The organism is Alcanivorax sp. HI0007 (assembly GCF_001635525.1).
Taxonomy (GTDB): domain Bacteria; phylum Pseudomonadota; class Gammaproteobacteria; order Pseudomonadales; family Alcanivoracaceae; genus Alcanivorax.
In genome coordinates this window covers 42354-65491 of sequence record NZ_LWEJ01000035.1, presented here as the reverse complement: position 1 = coordinate 65491, position 23138 = coordinate 42354, and the positions used below count along the sequence as shown (strand labels likewise).

Genomic DNA, 23138 nt, shown 5'->3' with positions numbered 1-23138 from the left:
ATCAAAATAGACTGTACCCGCAGGCCCGGGATAGGAAAACTTACTTTGATCCCCTCTCCACACTAATCGATTAAGAATATCTCTCAAAGCTTGATTATCGATAATATCAACGACCGCTTTCAAAAGTTCAGCCGACTCCTGCTTGGGATTAGTAGTCGTAAATGATCGGTAAAAGGTAGCTTTTATATAATTTTCTAAATTTTGAATATCCCCACCAAACCTTTCCCGGCCACTCACAATCCTGTTTATAAAGGGGGTCTGCGTATTTGCCGTTGCCTTAAAAAGAATTGCTAGCGTTTCTTTATTCCAAAACTCCCCTTCTGCCAGGGGAAATCTAACGCCATCATCATTTCTCGTATCTAAGTTGAATGTTGTTTTATCTTCCTGATTAACTAACTGATTCCCTGTATATTCGCCATTAAAGTCTATTACTGCAAATGTACTTTTCCCTCTAATAAGCGCTTTTTTGTTTGCGAATAACGTTGTATATAGCTTAGCCAGTGTATTTGACTTACCACTTCCTGTATTCCCAAAAATTCCTATATGCGTATTGAATAGCCTTTTCCATGGCAAAGAAATTGGAAGCCCTTCCTTAAGCATTTCACCAATAACGAATCCGTCTTCCTGGCCTGGCCCGAAAATAGTTTCAATCATTGACTCAGAAGAAAGGTATGCTGGATCCTTGATCATAGGTAGATATTTGACACCCTCATAGAACTTTTCTTCCTGAAAATATCCTATTGGTCGAACATCTACCTTTCTTATATACAAGACTTTTTGGTTATCCGTCTCGAAACGCTTTTCGTCGAGGTATTCTCCTTCAACGCGGCACACAATATCCCTGAAACCCCGTCGAATAATTACATATTCACGGATCGATATTCCTTTGTACTTATCGCCGTTATAAAAAAGCGTATCCTTACTTGACTCATCAAATATTCTTAATACTACCTTTACACCATTGACCTCGATTACTTCACCAACCTGAATCGTCATTAGATAGCTCCTGACGTTCCTGCTGATGTAAATACTTCGGAATTGAACTTGGTAAAATCCAAATCTTCATCAAAAGCAATACAAACCACATTCGAGTATTCGCTGAAACGAGCCTCCATTACATTCTTTTCTGACTCATTAAAGCAGCAAACAAAAAGTTGAAGTGTGGGATTCGACAGGGATCGTTGAACTAAATGCAATATATGCTCATCAGAAAATGAGAACCCAAATGTAATTAATACTGTATTTTGCTTTTCAAGCTCATAACTTAATAGACGCAGCATCTGATAGTAATGCTCTTCAAATACAGTCTCGTGAAACTTCCATTTTGTTGGATTTACAATGGGTAATTTATCATAAGCATCCCAAAAGGGCTCAATCTCAGCAATATCTGCCTGCAAGCCCACCACATCTAAGTAGACCTTCGAATCATCATCGATAATTTCGGAGAGGGCATCAACAGGAGAATTCTTTATAATGTTTATTTTCATGTCTTCTGCGGAGACTAAATAGTCAATCTGGATACGATCAGCCTGTTTTCTCCAATAAACGGAGCCATGCAAATTAATTAGATTTATCTGAGGAATTTCTGTTTTGTGCTGGTTAAATATTCCCGTTTCGTAAGTAAATGAATTGAAGTTCCGTGCATGCAAATAGCGCTTTTTAAATCCTATCGCTCCATCATTGAGAACAAAGTTGATCTTATCTTGATAGATTAATCGATCAGCAGCATGAACAATGCAGCCGTCATAGTTCGTGGTAAAGACATTACTATTCTTAGTAGATGATTGGCTTCGGCCCATACAGTACAGAACCGTTCTTAAGAAAGAAATATAGTTATCTAATACTGTCTGTTGCGCAGGGCCAAGGTTATCGAAATCAATTTCCATGGCCGGCTCTATACACATTTTGTAGTAATGCATAAAGAGGAGAGCGTCTACTTCTCGCTCTTTTTCATCCTTTAATCGAGTTGATAGCGTTTCAATAGTGAAAGCATCTCCACCTTCGTCTTTAACTCGCAAAGCGAGGGTGGGGAGCAATCCCACGCTCGCTCCAGAACCGATGAGAAAGTTAATATTCTTGTCGTAAATTTCCTCTAATTTTATTCGTTCAGTCATTTTTCTTCCTTGGAGGGTTATTTTTAGACTGTGCAAATTCCGGGGAAAATTTACTTAATTTAGATCCGCTTTGGGTCGAAAGTGAACTTACTGGCCCCACCGTATAACACCGTAAGCAGGCGCGTGAAAACCAAAGCGAAGCGGCGGTTTTCACGTCGCCCTGCCTTACCTTGTCAAAAGTCAAGGAGCTCCCCCATAGTCATAACGGACGGGTCTTTGAGAATAGCACCAGCCATAATCAAATTTAGCGCATTTGTGTGAGACTGAAATCTGCCATATTTACCAATTATTTCGTGCGGGATAAGGTACGCCTCAATGATGCTGTAGTCTTGATCAAAGATCACCGCGATAAGATAGTCAAAATCAGATTCATCGTATTTCCGTATGGCACTTAGCTGACGCGAATTATTTTCGGGGGTAACCCTACGGGATTTTATCTGAAACCGTACACCTTGATCCGAAATTGCGTCATATCCTGCTCTCGAATTTGCCGCAAGATGCAAGTTCATTTTCTTGGCTATCATCCACTCAGCAAAATCTCCGAGTGGCGCATTGTTAGTTCTAACGATTCCTCGATCTTTAAGTTCATCAATAATTGCCGAGTATTTTCTCAGTAGCTCAACAGGATCTAATTTAGTTAAGTCTTCCATAGTCAGTGACTTTTAACGCCGCGCACACCGGCCGAGCGTAGCGAGGTCAAGGCCACAAAGTGGCCGATGGTGCTGCGCCTTGTTAGGGCTATACCTTCTTCCATTCATGCCGTACAGCCCTCTGGCCAAGTTCCTTAATTTTGTCATTTGCATTATGAAATTCCTGGTAATCTTCGATTCCATGCAAAACCAACACAACAGCATCATTGATATTCTTGAGGAGATCCTTGTAGATGTCTTCCCCAGAATTAACCATGAAATTTATTCTGTTTTGCAAAGCACTGAGTTCAGACAAGTGCCTCTCATACTCTGGAGTTCCAGAGAATCCGTGCTCATTTGTGAACTCATGAAGCACGTCTAGCTTCGTTGTTAGTTCAACAAGCGTATCCCGAAACATATAGATCCACTTCTCTCTCATCATGGAAAGAGACTGCTGCCTAGCAACCTTAGACTGGAAGTATGGTCCAGCAATAAGTGCAACCATTGACACAACTATCGCCAGAAATGGAGATATCTCTTTCAGGGTAGTGATCCAATCCATATTTCTGCCCTAACAGCGCATTCAATTACAGATGCGATATATCACTTTGCTGTACATCCCCGATCTACCCTAGTCCAAAAACCCCAAAAAACCGTCTATCAATCAGTGACTTGCCCTACAAGAAGAAATCACTCTCAACAGACTTTTCTTGCACTTGCATGTTGAACGGGAATTTTTACTCTGACTTTTCTTGCATCCGCTTTTCTGAAAACCCACTTTATCTCAGTCACTTACAAATTTATGTAAGCCATATCCTACAAATGCAACGTGCGCGCGGGTGAAAAACGGGCCGTTACCCCCGGCCAGAAAGGCCGGGGGTAACGGTTTATCGCTGCAATTCCGTCGCCTTCCTCCTCGAAAACACCCCATAAAGACTAGGCAACACCAACAACGTCAAGGCCGTGGCCGACACCAGCCCACCCACAATCACTACCGCCAATGGCCGCTGCACCTCGCTGCCCACACCCGTCGCCAACAGCATGGGAATCAACCCCAGCATGGAAGTTAGCGCGGTCATCAGTACCGGTCGCAGGCGCGAGACGGCCCCTTCGAAGATCGCCGTGTCCAGCGTTTCGCCATCGCGCAGGCGATGATTAATGGCTTCCACCATCACTACTCCATTGAGTACCGCTACCCCGAACAGAGTAATAAAGCCCACGGAACTGGGCACGGACAGGTATTGGCCGCTGATCGCCAGGGCGAGGATGCCGCCGATGAGTGCCAAAGGCACGTTGACCAGGATCAGGGCGGCCTGGGCCACGGAGCCGAAGGCGAAGTAGAGCAACAGGGCGATCAGACCCACGGCCACGGGGACCACCATGGCCAGGCGTTGCTGGGCGCGCTGCTGGTTTTCGTACTGACCGCCGATGTCCACGCTGTAGCCGGCGGGCAGGTCCACGTCGCTGTCGATGGCGCGTTGAATGTCGGCCACTACCGAACCCATGTCGCGACCGGCCACGTTGGCCTGGATGACCACGCGGCGTTGCACATCGTCGCGGCTGATTTGCGGCGGGCCGGACACCAGGGACACGTCTGCCACCTCCATGAGCCGCACCCAGGCACCGTCGGCGGCTTTCAGGCGCAGGTTGCGGATGGCCTCGGCGTTGTTGCGGGCGTTTTGTTCCAGCCGCACATAGATGTCGTAGCGTTCGTTGCCGTTGATCACCTGCCCGGCGCTGCCGCCACCGAGGCCATTGCTGACCAGATCCATGACCTGATTAACGCTGAGCCCATAGCGGCTGAGGGCGTTGCGATCCGGGGTGACCACCAGTTGGGCTTCCCCGGCGATCTGTTCCAGTTGCACGTCGGTGGCTCCGTCCACGGCTTTCACGGCCTGGGTAATGGCCTCGCCTTTTTCCTGCAATACGGCGAGATCCGGGCCGAACAGTTTGATGGCCAGCTGGGCTTTGACGCCGGAGAGCAGTTCGTCCACGCGCATGGCGATGGGCTGGGAAAAGTTGAGCAACAGGCCCGGATGCACTGCGAGTTTTTGCTGAATTTTTTCCTGCAGCTCGAGACGATTGCTGGCGCTTTCCCATTCACTCACTGGCTTGAGGCCGATGTAGATTTCCACGTTGCTCACCGGCTCCGGGTCGCCACCGATTTCCGCGCGGCCTACCCGGCTGAGCGCATAGGTGACTTCCGGGAAGGTCATGATTTCCTGTTCCAGTTTTTCGCCCACGGCTAACGCGGTATCGAGGCTGGAGGACGGCGCCAGGGTCACGCGCAGGGCCAGGGTGCCTTCTTCCAGTACCGGCACGAACTCGGTGCCGATAAAGGGGGTGGTGGTCAGCGCCAGGGCGAACAGCCCTACCGCGCCGCCGATGACCGCCTTGCGCGCCTGCATGGCTCTGGCCAGCACGGCCCGGTAGCGGGCTTCCAGCCACAGCATCAGCCGGTTGGGTTTGTCTTCCACGCCGTGGCGGAACAGGAAGCCCGCCAGGGCCGGCACCACGATCAACGCCACCAGTACGGCGGCGGCCATGGCGAGCATGATGCTGATGGCCATGGGCACGAACATTTTCGCTTCCACCCCTTCGAAGGCGAACAGGGGCATGAACACCACCAGAATAATGCTGGCGGCGAAGAACACCGGGCGGGCCACTTCCTGGGCGGCGTCTTTCACGCGCAGGGCGATGCCGCCCGGTTGATCATGGCTGCCTTCCACCCGGCTCAGGTGCTTGAAGATGTTTTCCACCATCACCACGGAGCCATCCACCAGCATGCCGATGGCCACGGCCAGCCCGCCCAGGGACATGAGGTTGGCGGACATGTCCAGGCTGGCCATGACCAGTAGCGCCAGGCCAATGGACAGGGGAATGGACAACAGCACCAGCGCCGTGGCGCGGAGGTTCATGAGGAACAGCGCCAGCACGATGACGATAAACACAAAGGCCAGCAGCAAGGCGGTGACCACAGTCCCCACGGCTTTTTCCACCAGGTCGGCCTGGTCGTAGAACACCTGGAATTCCACCCCCTCGGGCAGGGCCTGACGGATGCGCGCTTCGCGATCCTTGATGCCATCGATGGTGGCTTTGGTGTTGGCGCCCATGCGCTTGAGCACGATGCCCGCCACCACTTCGCCCAACGGTTCCGGTTCGCCGTTGGCATCGCGGCGGGTCATGGTGAGCGCGCCCTGTCGGATCTCGCCGCCGAATTCCACCCTGGCCACATCGCTGACGCGCACCTGGGTGCCGTCCACTTCCTTGAGGGGGATGGCGGCAATGTCGGCCAGCCCCTGCTCGCCGCTACCTACCCAGCCCATGCCGCGAATGACCAGTTGCTCGGCGCCGCGATCAAGATACCAGCCGCCGGCGTTGCGGTTGTTGGCGGCGATGGCGTCCATGACCTGTTGCAGGGTCAGGTCGTAGGCCAGCAGGCGGGTGGGGTTCACGTTCACCTGATACTGGCGCACGTCGCCGCCGTAGCTGAGCACATCGGTGACGCCGCCCACCGGCATCAACAACAGCTTCACCACCCAGTCGTTAAGACTGCGCAGTTGCATGGCATCCACCCCGGAACCGGGTTGGGCGGTGAGCAGGTATTGATAGACCTGACCGAGCCCGGAGGTGTTGGGGCCCATTTCCGGGGTGCCGACGCCCTCGGGAATATCTTCCCGCGCCGCCTGCAGCCGTTCGAACACCAGTTGGCGGGCGAAGTAGATATCGGTGCCTTCCTCGAACACCACGGTGACGATGGACAGGCCGGTCTTGGAGATGGAACGCACCTCGGCCACCTGGGGCAGCGCGTACATCACCGCCTCGATGGGGTAGGTGATCAGCTGCTCCACCTCTTCGGCGGCCAGACCTTCCGCTTCGGTGTTCACCTGTACCTGGACGTTGGTCACGTCCGGGAAGGCATCCAGTTTCAAGTTGGGCAATTGCCAGCCGATCACACCGAGGGTGATCAGTAGTAGTAGCAAGACAATGAGGCGGTTGGTTACCGCCCAGTCGATTAGTTTGTTGAACATGGTGGTCTCCTGGACCTGCCGGTGTTTTTTGCTGCGGCGCTTCTGGGTGTGAAGACTGGGGAACAACGCGGGATCATTGATCTGCGTTTGGAGCCTCTCACCCTCTCCCTGTCCCTCTCCCCTCAAGGGAGAGGGGACCGTATAGAAAAGCCGTGCAAAGTAAGAACACCGGTGCATTAAATTAATGGTTGTGAACGTCGAAACCGGACTTGGCCATTTCGCTGGCCAGGAAAAAGGCGCCCCTCGTGACTACGCGAGTGCCCGGCTTGATGCCGGTAACGATGCGGCGGTTTTCCAGTTGGCCGTTGAGTTGGATTTCCACGGGTTTGTAGTGGCCGGGCTCTGCTTCCACAAACAATTGCCAGTCGCCATCCGGGCCGCGAGTGAGGGCTTCTTCGGGAACGGTGAGTGCGTTCTCCGGGGCAGACAGTGACAACGCCACATCGGCGAACATGCCCGGGTGCAACAGATGGCCCGCATTGGGAATGGCCACGCGCACGGCCAGGGTGCGGGTGACGGGATTGAGCCGGTGGCCGGACTGGATCACTTTGCCGGCCACTTCGGTGTCGCCAATGATGACCGTTGCCGGGGTGCCAGTGGCGATTTGCAGGCCGGGGCTGGGTGGCAGGGCCGCTTCCGCCCACAGTTCGGATTCATCCACTAACGTAACCAGTGAACTGCCGGCGGTGAGCCATTGGCCTTGCTGGAAGGCATCTTCCAGCACCAGGCCATCGTCCGGGGCGGTTAGGGTGTAGACACCCTTTTCACTCTTGCCGGCTTCGATGGCGGCAATGGCATCATCATCCAGACCGTAGCCTTTGGCGCGGGCGCGCAGGGACTGGTACTGACCCTGGGCATCCAGATAGCGCTGATTACCCACGGTGCGACGGCCCAGGTTGTTCACCCGCCGCCAGGCATCGGCGGCCACCTGCAAATCGCTTTGCAATTGCGCCATGGCCGGGCTGAACAGAGTGGCAATGGGCTCGCCCTTTTTCAGGTGCTGGCCCAGGGTGGCGCTGCGCGATTGCACCTGGGAATCGATGCGCACCGGCACCACCCAGGTGCGGTACTGGTTGCTGGTAATTTCCGCCGGCACGGTGAGAGTTTGGGTGGCGTTGGTTTGTGGTTGCAGGGTGATGACTTGCAGGTTGAGCATGGCCTGCTGGTCGGCGGTTAGCTCCAGACCCGCTTCGTCCTCATGGGCGTCTTCGGCCGCGTCGCCGTGACCATGGCTATCATGATCGCCATTGCCGTCCGGTGCCGGCTGCCGGCCATGCTGCTGTGTTTCGTTGCTTTCGTTGTGGGTATGGGCGTGGTTTTCTTCGGCCCAGGCGGCGCTGGCCAGGGTTACCAGCAGGGCAAGGGCCAGCGGGGATTGCTTGAAACGTGTTTTGGTTTTCATAAAAAATTTCCAAATTTTTTGTAGGAGCACCTCTCGAGGTGCGAAGCCGTTGCACAGGTTCCGTGCCTAAACCGTTCGCACCTCAAGAGGTGTTATTCGCTCAGCTCACCCTTCGGGCCAGCCTGCGGCTGTTACCTTCGCTACGCTCGGTTCCTACAGAGACCTTGTTAGTTAGCGAGGCTATTCAACCAGTCATTGAGCTGGGCGCTTTGCTGGAGCCATTCGATCCAGGCCTGTTGCATGGCTTCGCGCAGGGCGATACCGGACAGGCGGGTATCCAGGCGCTGGTTGAGAGCCTGCAGGTAGCTCTGGGTGGTGAGCTCGCCCTGTTGCCAGACCCGTTCCAGCAGCGCATCGCTGCGGGCCAGGGTGTCGCCGGTCAGTTGCTGCCAGGTTTGCCAGCGCTCACGGCGCTGCTGGTAATCGTGCAGGGCGCCGTCGAGCTGGGCGGTGATATCGGCGCGGGTTTTCTCCAGCAAGGCGCGGCGGGACTCGCTGTCGGCCAGGGCAGCCTGATAGCGATCGTTACCGGTATTGAAGATTTTCAGCGGCAGGCTGATATCCACGCCCCACAGGTTGTCGTCGCCTTCCTGGCCGACACTGAAACCCAGCGTGGGATCGGCCCGGCGCTGACGGCTCGCCAGGGTGGCGCCCTGCTCGGCCAGGGCCAGCTGCTGCTGGGCCAGACGCAGATCAAAGCTGGCCGGCAGCCGTTGCGAGGTATCGGTACTGACTGCCACCGCTTGCCAATGGCGAGCCGCGGGCAGGGGCCGGCCCGGCTGGGCACTGGCTAACACCTGCCGCAACCGGGTCGCCGCCGCCGTGGCATCGCTTTCCGCTTCCGCCAGGGTCTGCTGGGCCTGGGCCAGGGACAGCCAGGCCAGTTGCGCATCCACCTGTCCCAGATCTCCGGCCTGTTCACGGCGCCGGATCAACTCACTGAGTGCGGACAGCTGCTGCTCCTGGGCGCGAGTGGCAGCCAGCCGGGCACGGGCGGCATCGAAGGCCACCAGCGCATTGAGGCTGTCCGCCAGCAAGCTGGCGCGGGCCTTGTCGGCGCGAAGTTGTGCCAGGGTGTCGCGCACCGCCACCGCATCGCGGCGGGCCCGCGCCTTGCCGGACCAGTCCAGGGTCTGGCTGAGCCCCAGGGTTCGGGTGGTTTCCGCGCTGTCTTCATAGCCGATGTTCAGTGCAGGGTTGTAGAGCGGCTGCGCCGCATCACGGTTTTCCGCCAGCCAGCGTTCCTGTTCGGCGTTGATGGCACGGCTGGCTGGCAGGCTGCTGATGTGTTGTTGCAGCCAACCGGCCCACTGGCCGGCGGGGGTGTCTGCCTGCAGCCGGGTGGCGCATAGCAGCAATAGCAGTGCGCAACCGCGCACTACGGGGGATAGACTTTCCATGGGAAAGCTCCTGATCGATTATCCGGAATCTGTCGCGCTCAGGCGCAACTCGGGCTCGGAAAGGCGATCAGGCGATGGGAGGGCGAAACGGATTATCCGCCGGCGCGTCCGGCAAGGGGGGTCGCAACGCCAGGACGGTTGCCGGCGGCGCAGGCAAACGGGCGGGGGCGCATTCCATACTGGCCATGAAGCCATGGCACTGGCAGCAGTGGTCCCCGCCGGCATCCAGCACGTCCAGCTGGACGGGCGCATCATCGAGCTGTTCCACGGCCACGTCGGCATCGTGCTCATGATGCATGGCATCAAGCACCAGCACGTGTGTGCAGATGATCAGCAGCAATGTCCAGACCAGTGCTTTCATGGTGCCTGCCGTGGGTTAGGGGAGGGTCTACTCTGCAAAGAGAGAAGACCCCGGTCAAGGCATTTAGTTTCATCCGGTCATTCACAGACGCGGCGGTAGACGGCACAGTAACGGCCCCCTTTCTGACGAGAGATATCATGAGCCGCCTGGAAGAAGTCCGTGATTCCGTTCTTGCCCACCCCCTGCACCGCGCCTGCGAACTGGAACTGCTCAGCGCCGGCGAAGGTCGCAGTGAGGTCCGTTTTACGGTCAACGAGTTCACCACCAATCCCATGGGAGCCCTGCACGGCGGCATCGTCTATGCACTGATGGACGTGGCCTGCTTCTTTGCCGTGGTGCCGTCGTTATCCGCCGACCAGCAACCGGTGACGGTGGAAACCCACAGCAGTGTGCTGCGTGCGGCCATGAAAGGGGAAACCGTGGTGATTCGCGCCCGGCTGGATCGTCTCGGCCGCACCCTGGCGGCCATGCGGGCGGAAGCCCTGGCGGTCAATGCCAACGGCGAAGAGCGACTGATTGCCACCGGTTCGGTGACCAAGGCGATTACCACCGTCCGTTAGCGCGCCATTCGCGAACCTTCCCGCTTTTGCATATGGGGAAGTCTCCCTGCATAACGCCTTGCAATGCCCCGGTTACCGGGGCGTTTTTCCCCCTGGTTTGCCGCTGTTTTGTCCATGCCGGACAAACGGCAGAACAGGCAGCATGACCGGAACCTTCCTCAACCTGCCATCAATTGTCAGCGCAGAGACCCGCGGGTATCGTCAAAGGTGACGGTCCGGCGGGCGATTCCTGCTATTTCACCCGGTTTTGCCACGCCCGGAGCTGCATGAATGAGGATAAGAATATGTATCAGGTCATGCTCGTTGATGATGAGGATTACATCCTCAAGGCCCTCAAACGGACCATCAACATGTACACCGACTGGGACGTGGAAACCTACCAGGATCCCCGGGAAGCCCTGCGCCGGGCCCGCACCACGGTTTTCGATGCGGTGATTACCGATTACATGATGCCCGAGCTGAATGGCCTGGAGTTGCTGCAGGAACTCCGTGACCTGCAGCCCGATACCATCCGCATTCTGCTCACCGGGGTCATCGATATCGAAACGGTCATGTCTGCCATCAACAAGGCCGGCGCATTCCGCTTTATTCCCAAGCCCTGGGATGACGAACAACTGCTGGACAATATTCGCGAAGGCCTCAAGTTCCGCGATATCCTGCTGGAAAACCGCATCCTGGCGGAGACCGTTCGCGAACAACGCCAGACCCTGCGCAGTCTTGGCTACGAGGGCTAACCGCCGCTAGCCGAATACAGGACGACACGTTTCATGGAAAGCATTCTTGGCAAAGCCGATATCGGCTTCGGCATGGAAGCACAGGGCCTTTTCCTGGTGTCTTCCACCGTTATTCTTCTGATCATCATCTTCTTTCTCTACAAGACCTACCGGACGTCCATCAATGTGGAAGCCAAGTTGTCGGAGTTTGCGTCCCTGACGGATAACCGCTTCGGACGCAAGCTGCATTTGATCGAAGTGAATGCGGATGAGTACAAACTCAACAAGACCCTGCTCGGCCCCCTGGCGCGGATCATCGATGAGTACTGTGTGCTGACCACGGATAACCGGGGCACCATTACCTTTGCCAACGGAAAATTTCTGTCTCTCAGCGGTCACGCCTTTTCCCAGTTGATCGGTCAACACGAAAGCATCCATCACCCGGACAGCCAGGACAGCGACCTGCCCATGATGCAATGCAAGCATGCGGCGTCCGGGGTCTGGAATGGGGAAGTCTGCAACCAGCGGGAAGATGGCAGCCTTTACTGGATGAACATGTTCCTGTTTCCGCTTTCCTATATTTCCGATGAGGATGACGGTTTTATTTATTTTGGTACGGACATTACCGATATCAAAACCGAGAACAATCAACTGATTCAGGAAGTGAAAGAGAAAGACCAGAAACTCAGCCATGTGGAAACCATGCTGCTGCACTCGGAAAAAATGGCGTCGCTTGGCACGATCTCCGCGGGCATCGCCCACGAGATCAACAATCCGATTGCCATGCTGTCTTCCAATCTGAACCGTTCCCGGGAATACCTGGACACCATGTCGAAGGTGATCACCGGATTGCAAAAGCGCATCAGCGCAGAAAAATTTGAGCAATTTCTGCAATCCGAGGCGGGCCTGAAGATCGAGGCAAAAAAACTGCGCTTTATCCTGGAGGACCATCCGGCGCTGATTGATGAAACCAGCGAGGGCATTGAGCGCATCAAACAAATTATCCGCGACCTGAAAAATTTCTCTCACAATCAGCCGGAACACTTCTCTCCGACCAACATCGCCACCTGCATCGCCACGTCACTGAACCTGGCCAAGCATGAACTGAAAAACCGCATCAATGTCAGCCACGCCAATCTGGAATCCCTGCCACTGATTCCCGGCTCGGAGAGTCAGCTTTCCCAGGTGTTCATGAATTTGTTCGTCAACGCGGCACAGGCCATTGAGGGCAAAGGCACCATCACCATTGCCGCGGACTGTGATGACGCGTGGTGCACACTGACGGTTACCGATGACGGACCCGGGATTCCGGGCGAGCATCTGGAACAGATCTTCGAACCTTTCTACACCACCAAGCCCATCGGCAAGGGGACCGGGCTGGGCCTGTCGATCTGTCATGACATCATTCGCCACCATGGCGGCATCATGACGGTGGAAAGCACCCCCGGCACGGGCACCACCTTCATCATCAAGCTGCCGTTGAAGCAGTCTGACAACGTCCATGCCGCCTGATTATGTGTACACCCTCACCACACCGGAAGGCGTTCAACAACGCATTCCCATCGAGCTTGTCGATGATGCCATCGCCATCCCCGACCGTTTCTCGCCGCCGGCCTGGGCAGCGCTGACTTACCATCAGTGCAGCCACTGCCCGCTGGACAAGGAGACACATCGCTACTGCCCCATCGCCCTCAATCTGGCTTATCTGTTGCCGGAATCCGCGCTGGGTGACTCGTTTCAGACCGTTACCGTGGAAGTGGACACCCCGCAGCGTCAGTACCGGCAGACCACCACGTTGCAGCGGGCGTTAAGTTCACTGTTCGGTTTGATCTGCGCTCTCAGTGACTGCCCGCATACCCGCTTCCTGCGGCCCATGGCCCGGTTCCATCTGCCCCTCAGCAGCGCCAGTGAAACCCTGGTGCGTTCCGCCAGCCTCTTCCTGCTGCAACAGCACATGGCGGATCGCCTGGACAGCCAGGACCCATTGGCAGAACTGAATGCACGCTATGCGGCGCTCAATGAATTGAACCGCTGCTTTACGCGGCGTCTGCGCGGCAAGCGCACCTCCGATGCCCCCATCAATGCGCTGGTGCTGCTGAATGTCACCGCACGGGAAATGCACTGGAATCTGGAAGAAGAACTGGCCAGCCTGGCGCCGCTGTTTGGCAATGACAGCGACGCCTGAGGCCTGTGAGGGATGTGGTCAGAGGCTACTGGTCGGCACCCAGGTAGCGGTTCAGTACCTTGCGCCATTCCTCGGAAGGGAGAATTTCGAGCATGGCCTGGTCGATAGGCTCACGGAGCTGGCTGCCATTGGCCACGGCAAATGCATAGCTTTCTTCCCGGACCAGTTTGGGCAACACCAGCACCTGGGAAGCCTCACGCTCGCGCAGCATGTAGCGCATTACCGGGGCATCCGATACCAAGGCATCCACCTCACCGAGCACCACCGCACGCATGGCTTTCTCCAGATTCGGATAGGTCCGGTAGTTGAGCCCTTCGCCCACCAGCCATTGCTCACCACTGGTGGCCTCCACCACGGCGGTTTCCACTCTGGGCAGATCACCGGCCCCGGCCACCCGGGTCTGTAACTGATTGACGGTAACGCTGGAGGCAATGGCGGCGGTGAAACCGGAAATGGTAATGATGCTGACAAACATCCACACCAGGCCAACAACCCGGCCACCGGCGCTGACCGGTGCCTTGTCACCATAGCCCACGGTGGTCATGGTCACTGCCGACCACCAAAAGCCGCTACCGATCCCCTGGCCGGCGGAGCCGCCAAACTGCTCCGGGTTCTTCTTGCGCTCGAACAGCCACACCAGCAACCCCACCAGCAGCAACACCAGGCCCAGGGCCAGCACGGCGGAGAAAAACTTCCAGGAAAACAGGCCGTGCAAGGTCGCCATCCAGCCGCTGGCTTCGGTGCGGGTGGCAATGCCCAAGCCGGCGCGATACATGGGCTGGGTAAAATCCAGACGCCGCTCCCGGTCGGCGGTGACACTGATGGCACCGATGGCCACGTCCGCCTGGCCCAGCTCCACCGCCGTCAGCATGTCAGCCACGGTTTTATAGGGGCGGAAGCGATACTCATAACCCGCGTTTTTAGCAACCTGCTCCCATAGCTCCACGCTCACACCATCCCAGCGATCCCCATTCTGAAAGCTGAACGGCGGTGAGGCCTTCACGGCCACGGTGAGGGGAGCGGCACTGGCCGACGCCATCCACGCGCACAGGCACGCCATCAACAAAACACGTATTCTTATTCTCACAGAGATCCCTCCACTTCATTCACGATGCCATGCCTGACCGACTGAAATACCCTGTTGTTTTACTGCTGGCCGGCACGCTGTCTCTATCGCAGGGTAGCGGGGCCCATGGCTTTCTGCCAGACGAGATCCCCATGGCGGCGGGCACAGCACTGCGAAACCCGGCAGATTTCCCCATCGTGGCCGTGAATTTTTACAATTCCTGGACGCCAAGCCGCCTGGATATCCCGCATCAACACAGTGTGCGGTTACGCCTGACAAACCGCAGTGATGACTGGCACCTGTTTGCCCTGGGCGATGACGCGGCCCTGCGTGACCAGGCGCTGATACATAAATTAATGCCGGATCTGCGCAAGGATTACCCTAACACCCGTCTGAGTGAACCGGGCAGCACGGTGACGTTGCCATGGCGGTTTGATCGGGAAGGAACATTCAGCCTGCGCTGTGTCAGGGCCTCGCATCAGGGGCAGAGCGAGGCGCTGACTATCGAGGTGGCACCACGATAGCCCAGTTGCGGGAAACGAGGAGCGAGGAGCGAAAACCTGACTTGGCAACTTGCAGATTTTCACTTTCGAAACTCGTTTCTCGTAACTCGCCAGCGCCGGGTTATCGCGCCGCGAGCGACGCTCCTACAAGGGATCTTTCTCAAGAACTTGAACCCTGACTGATTGCGTAGGGTGCACTGAGCCTAAGGCGAACTGCACCATCAAACGCCAGAACGGTGCAGTTCGCCTTAGGCTCAGTGCACCCTATCTTTTCAAAAACCGTGGGCGTTTTCGCCAAAAAAAAGCCCCGGAAGAACCGGGGCCAAGGGGAAGCCGGTGATGACCGGCATTTCATCAGCGTTCGTTGTGCCCGGCGGGGGCGTGTTCTTCCTTGACCCGGAACCAGGCGGCATAGAGGGCCGGCAGGAACAGCAGAGTCAGTGCCGTTGCCACGATCAGTCCGCCCATGATCGCCACTGCCATGGGGCCGAAGAAGACACTGCGTGACAGCGGGATCATGGCCAGTACCGCAGTGAGCGCAGTCAGGACAATGGGGCGGAAACGGCGCACGGTGGATTCGATGATGGCATCCCAGGTGCTGAGTCCCTGATCCATATCCTGGCCGATCTGGTCTACCAGGATCACCGCATTCCGCATGATCATGCCCGCCAGCGCGATGGTGCCAAGCATGGCCACAAACCCGAATGGCTTTTGGAAAATCAGCAGGAAGAAGGTCACCCCGATCAGCCCCAACGGCGCAGTGATAAACACCATCAGCGACAGCGGCATGCTGCGCAGCTGCAGCATCAGCAGGGTAATCACCACCAGGATGAACAGCGGCATGCCGGCATTGACGGATTTCTGCCCGCGGGCGGATTCCTCCACGGTGCCCCCCACTTCCAGCAGGTAGCCCGGCGGCAAGTCGGCGCGCACATCTTCCAGCTGCGGCATGATCTGATTGACCAGGGTGGCCGGCAGGGCATCGCCCTTCACGTCCGCCAGGATGGTCACTGTGGGCAGTCGATCCCGGTGCCAGATAATCCCTTCCTCGAAACCATACTCCAGGGTGGCAATCTGGTTCAGGGGCACACTGCGGCCATTTTGCGTTTGTACTGCCAGGTTGCCGAGCAAACCCAGAGCGTGGCGTTCGTGACTGTCGCCGCGCACTTCCACATTGATCAGCTCGTTATCTTCCCGGTACTGGCTCACCGCCACCCCGGACAGGGATGCCTGCAGGGCCGTAGACAGATCGGCAGTGGTAATTCCCAGCGTCCGGGCCCGGTCCTGGTCCACGTTCAGGCGCACCACCTTGCTGGGCTCTTCCCAGTCCAGGTGCACGTTCTGGGTGTAAGGATTATCGCGGACCTGGGCCGCTACCCGCCGGGCCAGTTCCCGCACCTGGGGAATGTGCTCCCCGGAGACCCGGAACTGCAGCGGGTAACCCACCGGCGGACCATTTTCCAACCGCGACACACGGCTGCGTACGGTGGGGAAATCCCGTCGCAGGGTTTCCTCCAGCCAGCTCAGCACCTGTTCCCGATCCTCGATATTGCGGGTCAGGATAACGAACTGGGCCACCGACGCTGCCGGCAATTTCTGATCCAGCGACAAGTAAAACCGCGGCGAACCACTGCCCATGTAGCCCACGTAATTCTCGATCTGTTCATTCTCGCCAAGCATGGCTTCCAGACGCAGGGCCTGCTCCTGGGTGGCGGCCAGCGACGCGCCCTCTTCCAGTTTCATGTCCACCATCAACTCAAGCCGGTTGGACGCCGGGAAGAATTGCTGGGGCACCAGGCTGAACAGCAGCAGGGAAAACACGAAGATACCCACGGTCAGACCAATGACCGTTTTGCGATAACGCACGCACCATTCCACTACGCCACGGAAACGCTGATAAAAGGGTTTCTGATAGGGATCGTGCACATCCCCGCTGGCATCCCGCTTGGCCAGGTTGGGCAGCAGTTTTTCCCCGAGATACGGCACGAACACTACCGCGGCGATCCAGGAAGCCAGCAGGGCAATAGTCACCACCTGGAAGATCGAGCGGGTATATTCACCGGTGCTGGATTCCGCCGTGGCAATGGGCAGGAACCCGGCGGCGGTGATCAGGGTGCCGGTGAGCATGGGAAACGCCGTGCTTTTCCAGGCAAAGCCGGCCGCTTTCAGGCGACTGAACCCCTGCTCCATCTTGATGGCCATCATTTCCACCGCAATGATGGCATCGTCCACCATCAGCCCCAGGGCCAGTACCAGTGCCCCCAGGGAAATCTTGTGCAGGCCGATATCGAAATACTTCATGGACGCGAAGGTCATGGCCAGCACCAGCGGGATGGACAACGCCACCACCATGCCGGTACGCCAGCCCAGTGAGAAAAAACTCACCAGCAACACGATGACCAGGGCTTCCATCAGCACCTGTACGAACTCGCCGACCCCGGCTTCCACCGCTGCCGGCTGATCAGAGACCTTGCGCAGTTCCATGCCCAGCGGCAGGCTCTTCTGCAGTTCGGCAAAAGCCTTGTCCAGGTTTTCACCCAGTTTGAGAATGTCTCCACCGTCTTTCATGGACACGGCAATGCCGATGGCGTTCTCGCCCATAAAGCGCATGCGCGGCTGGGGCGGATCACTGAAGCCACGATAAACGGTGGCAATGTCACCCAACTTGAGGGTGCGGTTATCCACCTGGATGGGGAACTGGCGAATATCGTCCACACTGGTGAATTCCCCGGATACCCTTAGCCGCACCCGACTGCTGGGCGTCTCGAAGAAGCCGGCATCGGCCACCGCATTTTGCGACTGCAACGCCTGCTGCACGGTGACCAGGGGAATGCCCAGGGACGCCAGCTTGGTGTTGGAAATTTCCACCCAGATCTTTTCGTCCTGCAGCCCGACCAGCTCCACCTTGCCCACGTCTTCCACGCGCTGCAGGGCCAGCTGCAGGCGGTCGGCGTAGTCTTTCATGATGGCGTAGTCGAAACCCGGGCCGGTCAGCGCATAGATATTGCCGAAGGTGGTACCGAATTCATCGTTGAAGAACGGGCCCTGTGCATCCCGGGGCAAGGTATGACGGATATCGCCCACTTTCTTGCGCACCTGGTACCAGAGATCCTTGATTTCCTTGGAGCGCATTTCGTCCCGGGCCATGAACATGACCAGGGATTCACCGGGACGGGAGTAGGACGTGATCCGCTCGAAGTCGCCGGTTTCCATCAATTTCTTTTCGATTCGCTCGGTAATCTGCCGGGAGACTTCTTCCGCGCTGGCACCGGGCCACTGGGTATTGATGGTCATCAACTTGAAGGTGAACGGCGGATCTTCGCTCTGCCCCAGGTTGGCGTAGGAAATGGCCCCCATGGCACCGAGCAGGAGCATGGCGTAGAGCACCAGGGGGCGGTTTTTCAGCGCCCATTCCGAGAGATTGAATGACATGGTGGCGCTCCCTATTCGCTTTCCGTCCCGGCATCATCGGCCGGGGCCGGCGTGTCTGCTGCCGCCAGGTCAATCTGCCGGTTCTGGCGATCCACGGGAATCACCGTCTGCCCCTCTCGCAGCAAATGCGTCCCTGCCGCCACCACCCAGGCGTCCGCGCGCAGCCCAGACAGCACCGGAATGGTTTCCGACCCATAGGCACCGGTTTCCACCGGGGTTTTGATCAGGCTGGCATCTTCCGGGTTTACCACCCACACATAGCGCTTCTCCCCCTCCGCAGTCACTGCCGCAAGAGGCAGCGTGAGCACACCATTGCCGGCGGCCCCGCTGGCCACCACCCGGGCGGACTGGCCCAGGTCGGCGCCCACGTCGTCGTTATCGAAAGCCACCCGAGCCTCGAAGGTGCGCGAGCGCGGATCCGCCGACGGGGACAATTCCCGCAGGGTGCCGGGGAATACCTTGCCCTTGCGGGACCACAGCTCGATGGCCACCGGCATACCGATCACAAACCGACCCACGTCCTGTTCCGGCAGATCGATACGCACTTCCCGGTCGCCATCCACTGCCAGCACAAACACCGGCTGACCGGCAGCCACCACCTGACCGGCCTCGGCCAGACGCTGGGCAATCACCCCGTCCCTGGGTGCCTTGAGCGTGGCATAGTCGGTCTGGTTGCGGGCCACATTCAGGTTGGCGCGGGCCTGACGGAGCTGGGCCTCGGCCGCATCGAAGCGGCTTTCCACACTGTCATACTGGGAGCGGCTGATGACTTGACGTTCAAGCAGGGCCTGGTGGCGGTCCAGCTCGCTGCGGGCCAGCTTGTGATCGGCCTGGGCGGAGGCAAAGCGGGCACGGGCTGCATCCAGCTGCAGGTTCACATCATCGGTATCCAGGGTGGCCAGCACATCGCCCTTGCTGACGCGATCGCCCACGTCCACCTTGCGCTGGCTGATCTTGCCGGCAATGCGAAAACCCAGCTCCGGTTCGTAGCGGGCCCGCACTTCCCCGGGGAATACGTCCTGGCTGGCTCCGGCGGTCAGCGGCTGGACCACCAGCGCCGGACGCGGTGCTTCGGTTTTGCCGGATTCCGTATCGGAACAGCCCTGCAGGCCGAGAGCCCCAACGACTCCGATGACCAGACCCGGTATCAACAGTGAACGAAACATGGCAGCTACCCTCTACCCTTTGCTAACCCGTGTTTACCTTGAAAGCCACCGAGGTTGCCTTCCCTTTATGCTATACTGTCGAGTATAGTAATTTTATTAAACTAAACCGTCCAGTATTGAAATGTGAGTGCGATGACTGATACCTCAACCCCAGCCGCCCGTGGCCGCCCAAAGGATCCGGCCAAACGTGCTGCCATCCTGGATGCGGCAGAGAAACTCTTTCTCTCCCAAGGGTTTGCAGGCACCAGCATGGATGCGGTGGCCAAGGAAGCCGGGGTTTCCAAACTGACGGTTTATAGCCATTTCAGCGACAAGGAAACGTTATTTTCCGCGGCCATCGAGGCGAAATGCCAGAACATGCTACCAGTGCCGATCTTCGAGCTGGATGGCAATCAGCCCCTGCGCACCACCCTCACCAAGATCGGCCTGGGCTTCCTTGAGCTGATCCACAGCCCGGATACGCTCAAACTGCAACGGCTGATGAACAGCCAGGCTACGCAGGATCCGGAAATGTCACGGCTGTTTTTCGAGGCGGGCCCGCAGCGCACGCTTACTGCCATGGAAAATCTGATCCGCAGCGCCAACGCTGCCGGCCAGCTTGAGGTTGCGGATCCCAAACAGGCATCGGAAAATTTCTTTGCATTGCTGCAGGGCTGCCAGCATATGCGCGTCATGATTGGCTACCAGCCACCGATGACGGCCAGCGAAGCGCAACCCCATGCGGAACAGGTCGTGGAGTTGTTTTTGCGGGCCTATGGAAAAGGCAGTGAATAATTAACCGTGGATAGTTGATCATTCGCGGAATAACACTTCGATACTGGAAACAAAGAGGCCGCACTCCTGGATGGAGAGCGGCCTCATTTTTTAAAAACAGGTTATCGATCAGGAAATGGCGAAAGAACGTTTTTTCTAATAAAGAAAAACGGGATCCGCAAGCGGATCCCGTGTCAGGGCGATCAGAAGGATTTTCTTACGCCAATGGAGAAGTGGTCGTAATCCAGGTCAAGTTTATCGTTATCGATCTTGAGTTCGTGGGTCGCATCCACATACCCCAGCACCAGCTCAGGCGCGTCCGGGGCAAAAGAGATGGCCACATCGAGACCCAGCAATTCCGGATCGATATCCAGGGAGTCCGTACCGACCTTGGTATCCGTCTCACCCATGTTGTACCAGAGTGATGCGGTCACCATTTCGAAGTTGGCTCGGGCGCCGACTTCCAGGCCATAACCCTCACCGGCAAAACCAATGAACGTTGGACGGCTGAAACCGACTGCACCATAAATGTCGACCATGTCTGCCACCGGCAGATGCGCCCCGACACCGATAAACGTCATGTCGTTAAACGCGGCATTGTCAGCTTCACCCAATGCAAAACCCAGGTCATCTTCATAGTCCAGGGACATATGGCGCCCCATGACCATGACATAGTCACCAATTTCGAAACCGCCTTGCAGCCCGAAACCTTGCTGAAGATCAAACGACTCAGACAAGCCACCCTCGCTGATTTCCGAGTCACCGGATACAACATAGTCGAACTGCACGTAATTGAAAGAAGGCGCTTCAGCCATGGCAGTCTGGCTGATGGCACCGGCAAGCGCGGCAACCGCAAACACTGAAGTTTTCTTATTCATAGGTTTCTCCCTGATTAATAAAAAAGGGCCAAGGCCTTCCTGAGCCTTTCTTGGCTCCCCTGGTCCGCATTAAGTAGTAACCCAATTGTAAAAAAACCGCAATATCCACAAGGTTACCGTTGGTTTCACATCGCTTTCCCCGTTTCGCCTGACCAACAGAGATCTTCCGGCCAGCAACCGCCAACGTCTCCTTCGTCGACTCTCACGATGTTCAGGATGGCTCTGCCCCGATGGGTTGCCCCCAATTGCCACCAGATAATCCCCAGCCAGAGCAGGGCATCACGATCCCTGGCATTAGCGGCCAGGGCCTGCTGGCACAGGCGCAGGGCCCGTTCCAGCAAACCCCGACGCTGGGAGGGATATCGTCGACTGGCCTTCAGTAAACACACGATGCGACTAGGGCTCATTCGGTTCCGCCTGTGCCGCTTTTGCTTTTGCCACGGCCTTGCCCGGGACGGCAAAGGCATACCAGTCCAGGTTGCGGGTAACCAGCATCACCATCGCCAGAGCGGCAAATAACAACAGGGCCCCCAACAGCAAGGCGTAATCTTCCGCCATCAGGATGCCGTAGATGAGCCCCTGCACCAGTAACAAGCTGACCGCAAAGCTCCACCCTGCCTGGAGTGATCGCAACACTGCCATCAGGTAGACGCCGATCAACGCACAACACGACAACGCTGCGGCCAGGTAGGCCAGGGCAAAATCGATATGCTCACTGAGCGCTACCAGCAGCAGGTAGAACATGGCCAGCGCCAGACCCACCAGCAGATATTGCATGGCGTGCAATGGGTAACGGCGCAATATTTCAAACAGAAAAAAGGCGGCAAAGGTGAGGCCGACAATCAGATAGCTGTATTTCAATGCGCGTTCGCTGGACAGCAATCCGGTCACCGGCTGCACCAGCCTTACCCGTAGCGCCTGGTTAGCGTCACCGCAGGCGCCATCACCGCGGGCACAGAGAATGGCGCTGGCCGCCGCCAGGCTATTGGTTCGCCACTGGCTGCTGAAGCCTTCCGCGTTAATTTCTCTTTCCACGGGCAATACCAGCCCCTCAAAACTCGGGTGCGGCCAGTCCGCACGCAGACCAATGCGGGTTTCCTTGGCCAGCGGCAGTGTCGCCAGGGATTCGGTGCCGTTCAGGTTTAACCGCACCTTGACGGTGAAGGCACCGGACAGGTCATCCGGCAATTGCACTGCCACCGCATTGGCACCCAGCCCGGAGGGCAACTGTTCGGTTTCCACCAGCGCCAGAGGCACATCGTTGACCAGGATCTGCGGCCGCTCCACCAGACCGCGCAGATCACTGATCTGCAGCACCAGCAAGGATGGCCGCGACGCCAGGACTTGCTCCGGCTGCTTGACCTGTTGCCAATTGGCAGGAAACACCGCTTCCAGATGCAACAGGCTGCGATAGACCGGTGTGCCATAGATCCCCCGGTAACGCATCTGCGTCTGCAACTGGCCATCCACATTCAGGGCATCGGGAATCTGGCTCTCCAGTACGGTGCGTTTTTCCATCACCGTGCAGCTGTCGCCGCGGCGACAATCCGTCTTTTCCACCAGTTGCTTGCGGATTCGCTGGGTAACAATGACCGGACCGCTGATTTGCTGTTCGCCACTGACCTGACGAGCGATTTGCTGTTTGACCTGCCAGGCATCCTGGCTGCGGTCACGCACCTTGCCCTGGATCATCAACAGGGGAATCACCAGCACCATGAGCAGGCCGGCTATCGTGAGCATTTTCAGTAACAGGTTGGGTCGCATGATTCCTCTCCCTCATATGGAGAGACCAGTGTGCGAAGCCAGGTTGAGGGTTTTGTGGGGATTGTGTGGGGAAGCGAGTTGCGAGGAGCAAGGAGTGAGATGCCACAAGGAAAAACAAACTCCAAACCTTGGTCGTTGGAGCCCCTCTTGAGGGGGCGAAGCCGAATGCGATGGAAGATCC

20 protein-coding genes are annotated in these 23138 nt (G+C 57.2%); 6 read left to right on the top strand and 14 right to left on the bottom strand.

Annotated elements, in window-relative coordinates:
* The 8 genes from A3714_RS02405 to A3714_RS02370 form a co-directional block, all read right to left on the bottom strand.
* Positions 1-996 (bottom strand): helicase HerA domain-containing protein (locus tag A3714_RS02405; RefSeq protein WP_156493815.1); only part of this gene is annotated, 996 nt, incomplete at its 3' end.
* Entirely contained in the window at positions 996-2114 is a 1119-nt protein-coding gene (locus A3714_RS02400) for an SIR2 family protein (protein WP_063510141.1), read from the bottom strand. The genes A3714_RS02405 and A3714_RS02400, both read right to left, overlap by 1 nt.
* Before the next feature lie 173 nt (positions 2115-2287).
* Positions 2288-2764, bottom strand: a complete 477-nt coding sequence (locus tag A3714_RS02395) for a hypothetical protein (RefSeq protein ID WP_063510142.1) — start codon at positions 2762-2764, stop codon at positions 2288-2290.
* 88 nt (positions 2765-2852) lie between these two features.
* Positions 2853-3305, bottom strand: coding sequence for a hypothetical protein (locus A3714_RS02390; RefSeq protein ID WP_063510143.1), 453 nt, complete (start codon positions 3303-3305; stop codon positions 2853-2855).
* A gap of 325 nt (positions 3306-3630) precedes the next feature.
* Positions 3631-6774: an efflux RND transporter permease subunit gene (locus A3714_RS02385; protein ID WP_063510170.1), complete on the bottom strand. Its 3144-nt coding sequence runs from the start codon at positions 6772-6774 to the stop codon at positions 3631-3633.
* A gap of 181 nt (positions 6775-6955) precedes the next feature.
* On the bottom strand, positions 6956-8176 hold the full coding sequence (locus A3714_RS02380; RefSeq protein WP_063510144.1) for an efflux RND transporter periplasmic adaptor subunit: 1221 nt from the start codon (positions 8174-8176) through the stop codon (positions 6956-6958).
* A gap of 167 nt (positions 8177-8343) precedes the next feature.
* Positions 8344-9576 (bottom strand): TolC family protein, encoded by a 1233-nt coding sequence (locus tag A3714_RS02375; protein ID WP_063510145.1) that lies wholly within the window; start codon positions 9574-9576, stop codon positions 8344-8346.
* A gap of 67 nt (positions 9577-9643) precedes the next feature.
* Complete coding sequence (locus A3714_RS02370) at positions 9644-9937, bottom strand: hypothetical protein (RefSeq protein WP_063510146.1); 294 nt, start codon at positions 9935-9937, stop codon at positions 9644-9646.
* 137 nt (positions 9938-10074) lie between these two features.
* On the opposite strand from A3714_RS02370, the gene A3714_RS02365 reads away from it, so the two are divergent.
* The 4 genes from A3714_RS02365 to A3714_RS02350 all read left to right on the top strand — a co-directional run bounded on the left by A3714_RS02365 (position 10075) and on the right by A3714_RS02350 (position 13395).
* Positions 10075-10497, top strand: a complete 423-nt coding sequence (locus A3714_RS02365; RefSeq protein WP_063510147.1) for a PaaI family thioesterase — start codon at positions 10075-10077, stop codon at positions 10495-10497.
* A gap of 266 nt (positions 10498-10763) precedes the next feature.
* The gene (locus tag A3714_RS02360; protein ID WP_231865976.1) at positions 10764-11231 is read left to right on the top strand and encodes a response regulator; all 468 of its coding nucleotides are present in this window, start codon (positions 10764-10766) and stop codon (positions 11229-11231) included.
* A gap of 33 nt (positions 11232-11264) precedes the next feature.
* Positions 11265-12722: an ATP-binding protein gene (locus tag A3714_RS02355; protein WP_063510148.1), complete on the top strand. Its 1458-nt coding sequence runs from the start codon at positions 11265-11267 to the stop codon at positions 12720-12722.
* Positions 12712-13395, top strand: a complete 684-nt coding sequence (locus A3714_RS02350; protein ID WP_063510149.1) for a hypothetical protein — start codon at positions 12712-12714, stop codon at positions 13393-13395. The genes A3714_RS02355 and A3714_RS02350 overlap by 11 nt, the downstream gene beginning before the upstream one ends.
* Before the next feature lie 25 nt (positions 13396-13420).
* Here A3714_RS02350 and A3714_RS02345 read toward each other — a convergent pair whose 3' ends face one another.
* On the bottom strand, positions 13421-14434 hold the full coding sequence (locus A3714_RS02345; protein ID WP_082844828.1) for a transporter substrate-binding domain-containing protein: 1014 nt from the start codon (positions 14432-14434) through the stop codon (positions 13421-13423).
* 77 nt (positions 14435-14511) lie between these two features.
* Between A3714_RS02345 and A3714_RS02340 the strand changes: the two genes are divergently transcribed.
* Complete coding sequence (locus A3714_RS02340) at positions 14512-14985, top strand: hypothetical protein (RefSeq protein WP_063510150.1); 474 nt, start codon at positions 14512-14514, stop codon at positions 14983-14985.
* Between the two features lie 333 nt (positions 14986-15318).
* On the opposite strand, the gene A3714_RS02335 is transcribed toward A3714_RS02340, so the two are convergent.
* Positions 15319-18396, bottom strand: coding sequence for an efflux RND transporter permease subunit (locus A3714_RS02335; protein WP_063510151.1), 3078 nt, complete (start codon positions 18394-18396; stop codon positions 15319-15321).
* A gap of 11 nt (positions 18397-18407) precedes the next feature.
* A complete protein-coding gene (locus A3714_RS02330; protein ID WP_063510152.1) occupies positions 18408-19562 on the bottom strand; it encodes an efflux RND transporter periplasmic adaptor subunit in 1155 nt (384 codons plus the stop codon).
* A 132-nt stretch (positions 19563-19694) separates the two neighbouring features.
* Here A3714_RS02330 and A3714_RS02325 point away from each other — a divergent pair, with 132 nt between their 5' ends.
* The gene (locus A3714_RS02325; protein WP_063510153.1) at positions 19695-20336 is read left to right on the top strand and encodes a TetR/AcrR family transcriptional regulator; all 642 of its coding nucleotides are present in this window, start codon (positions 19695-19697) and stop codon (positions 20334-20336) included.
* A gap of 182 nt (positions 20337-20518) precedes the next feature.
* Here A3714_RS02325 and A3714_RS02320 read toward each other — a convergent pair whose 3' ends face one another.
* The 3 genes from A3714_RS02320 to creD all read right to left on the bottom strand — a co-directional run bounded on the left by A3714_RS02320 (position 20519) and on the right by creD (position 22957).
* A complete protein-coding gene (locus A3714_RS02320) occupies positions 20519-21193 on the bottom strand; it encodes an outer membrane beta-barrel protein (RefSeq protein WP_063510154.1) in 675 nt (224 codons plus the stop codon).
* Positions 21194-21318: 125 nt separating this feature from the next.
* Positions 21319-21600 (bottom strand): hypothetical protein, encoded by a 282-nt coding sequence (locus A3714_RS02315; RefSeq protein ID WP_063510155.1) that lies wholly within the window; start codon positions 21598-21600, stop codon positions 21319-21321.
* Complete coding sequence (gene creD, locus A3714_RS02310) at positions 21590-22957, bottom strand: cell envelope integrity protein CreD (RefSeq protein ID WP_063510156.1); 1368 nt, start codon at positions 22955-22957, stop codon at positions 21590-21592. Before creD ends, A3714_RS02315 begins: the two co-directional genes overlap by 11 nt.
* Between the last annotated feature and the right edge of the window lie 181 nt (positions 22958-23138).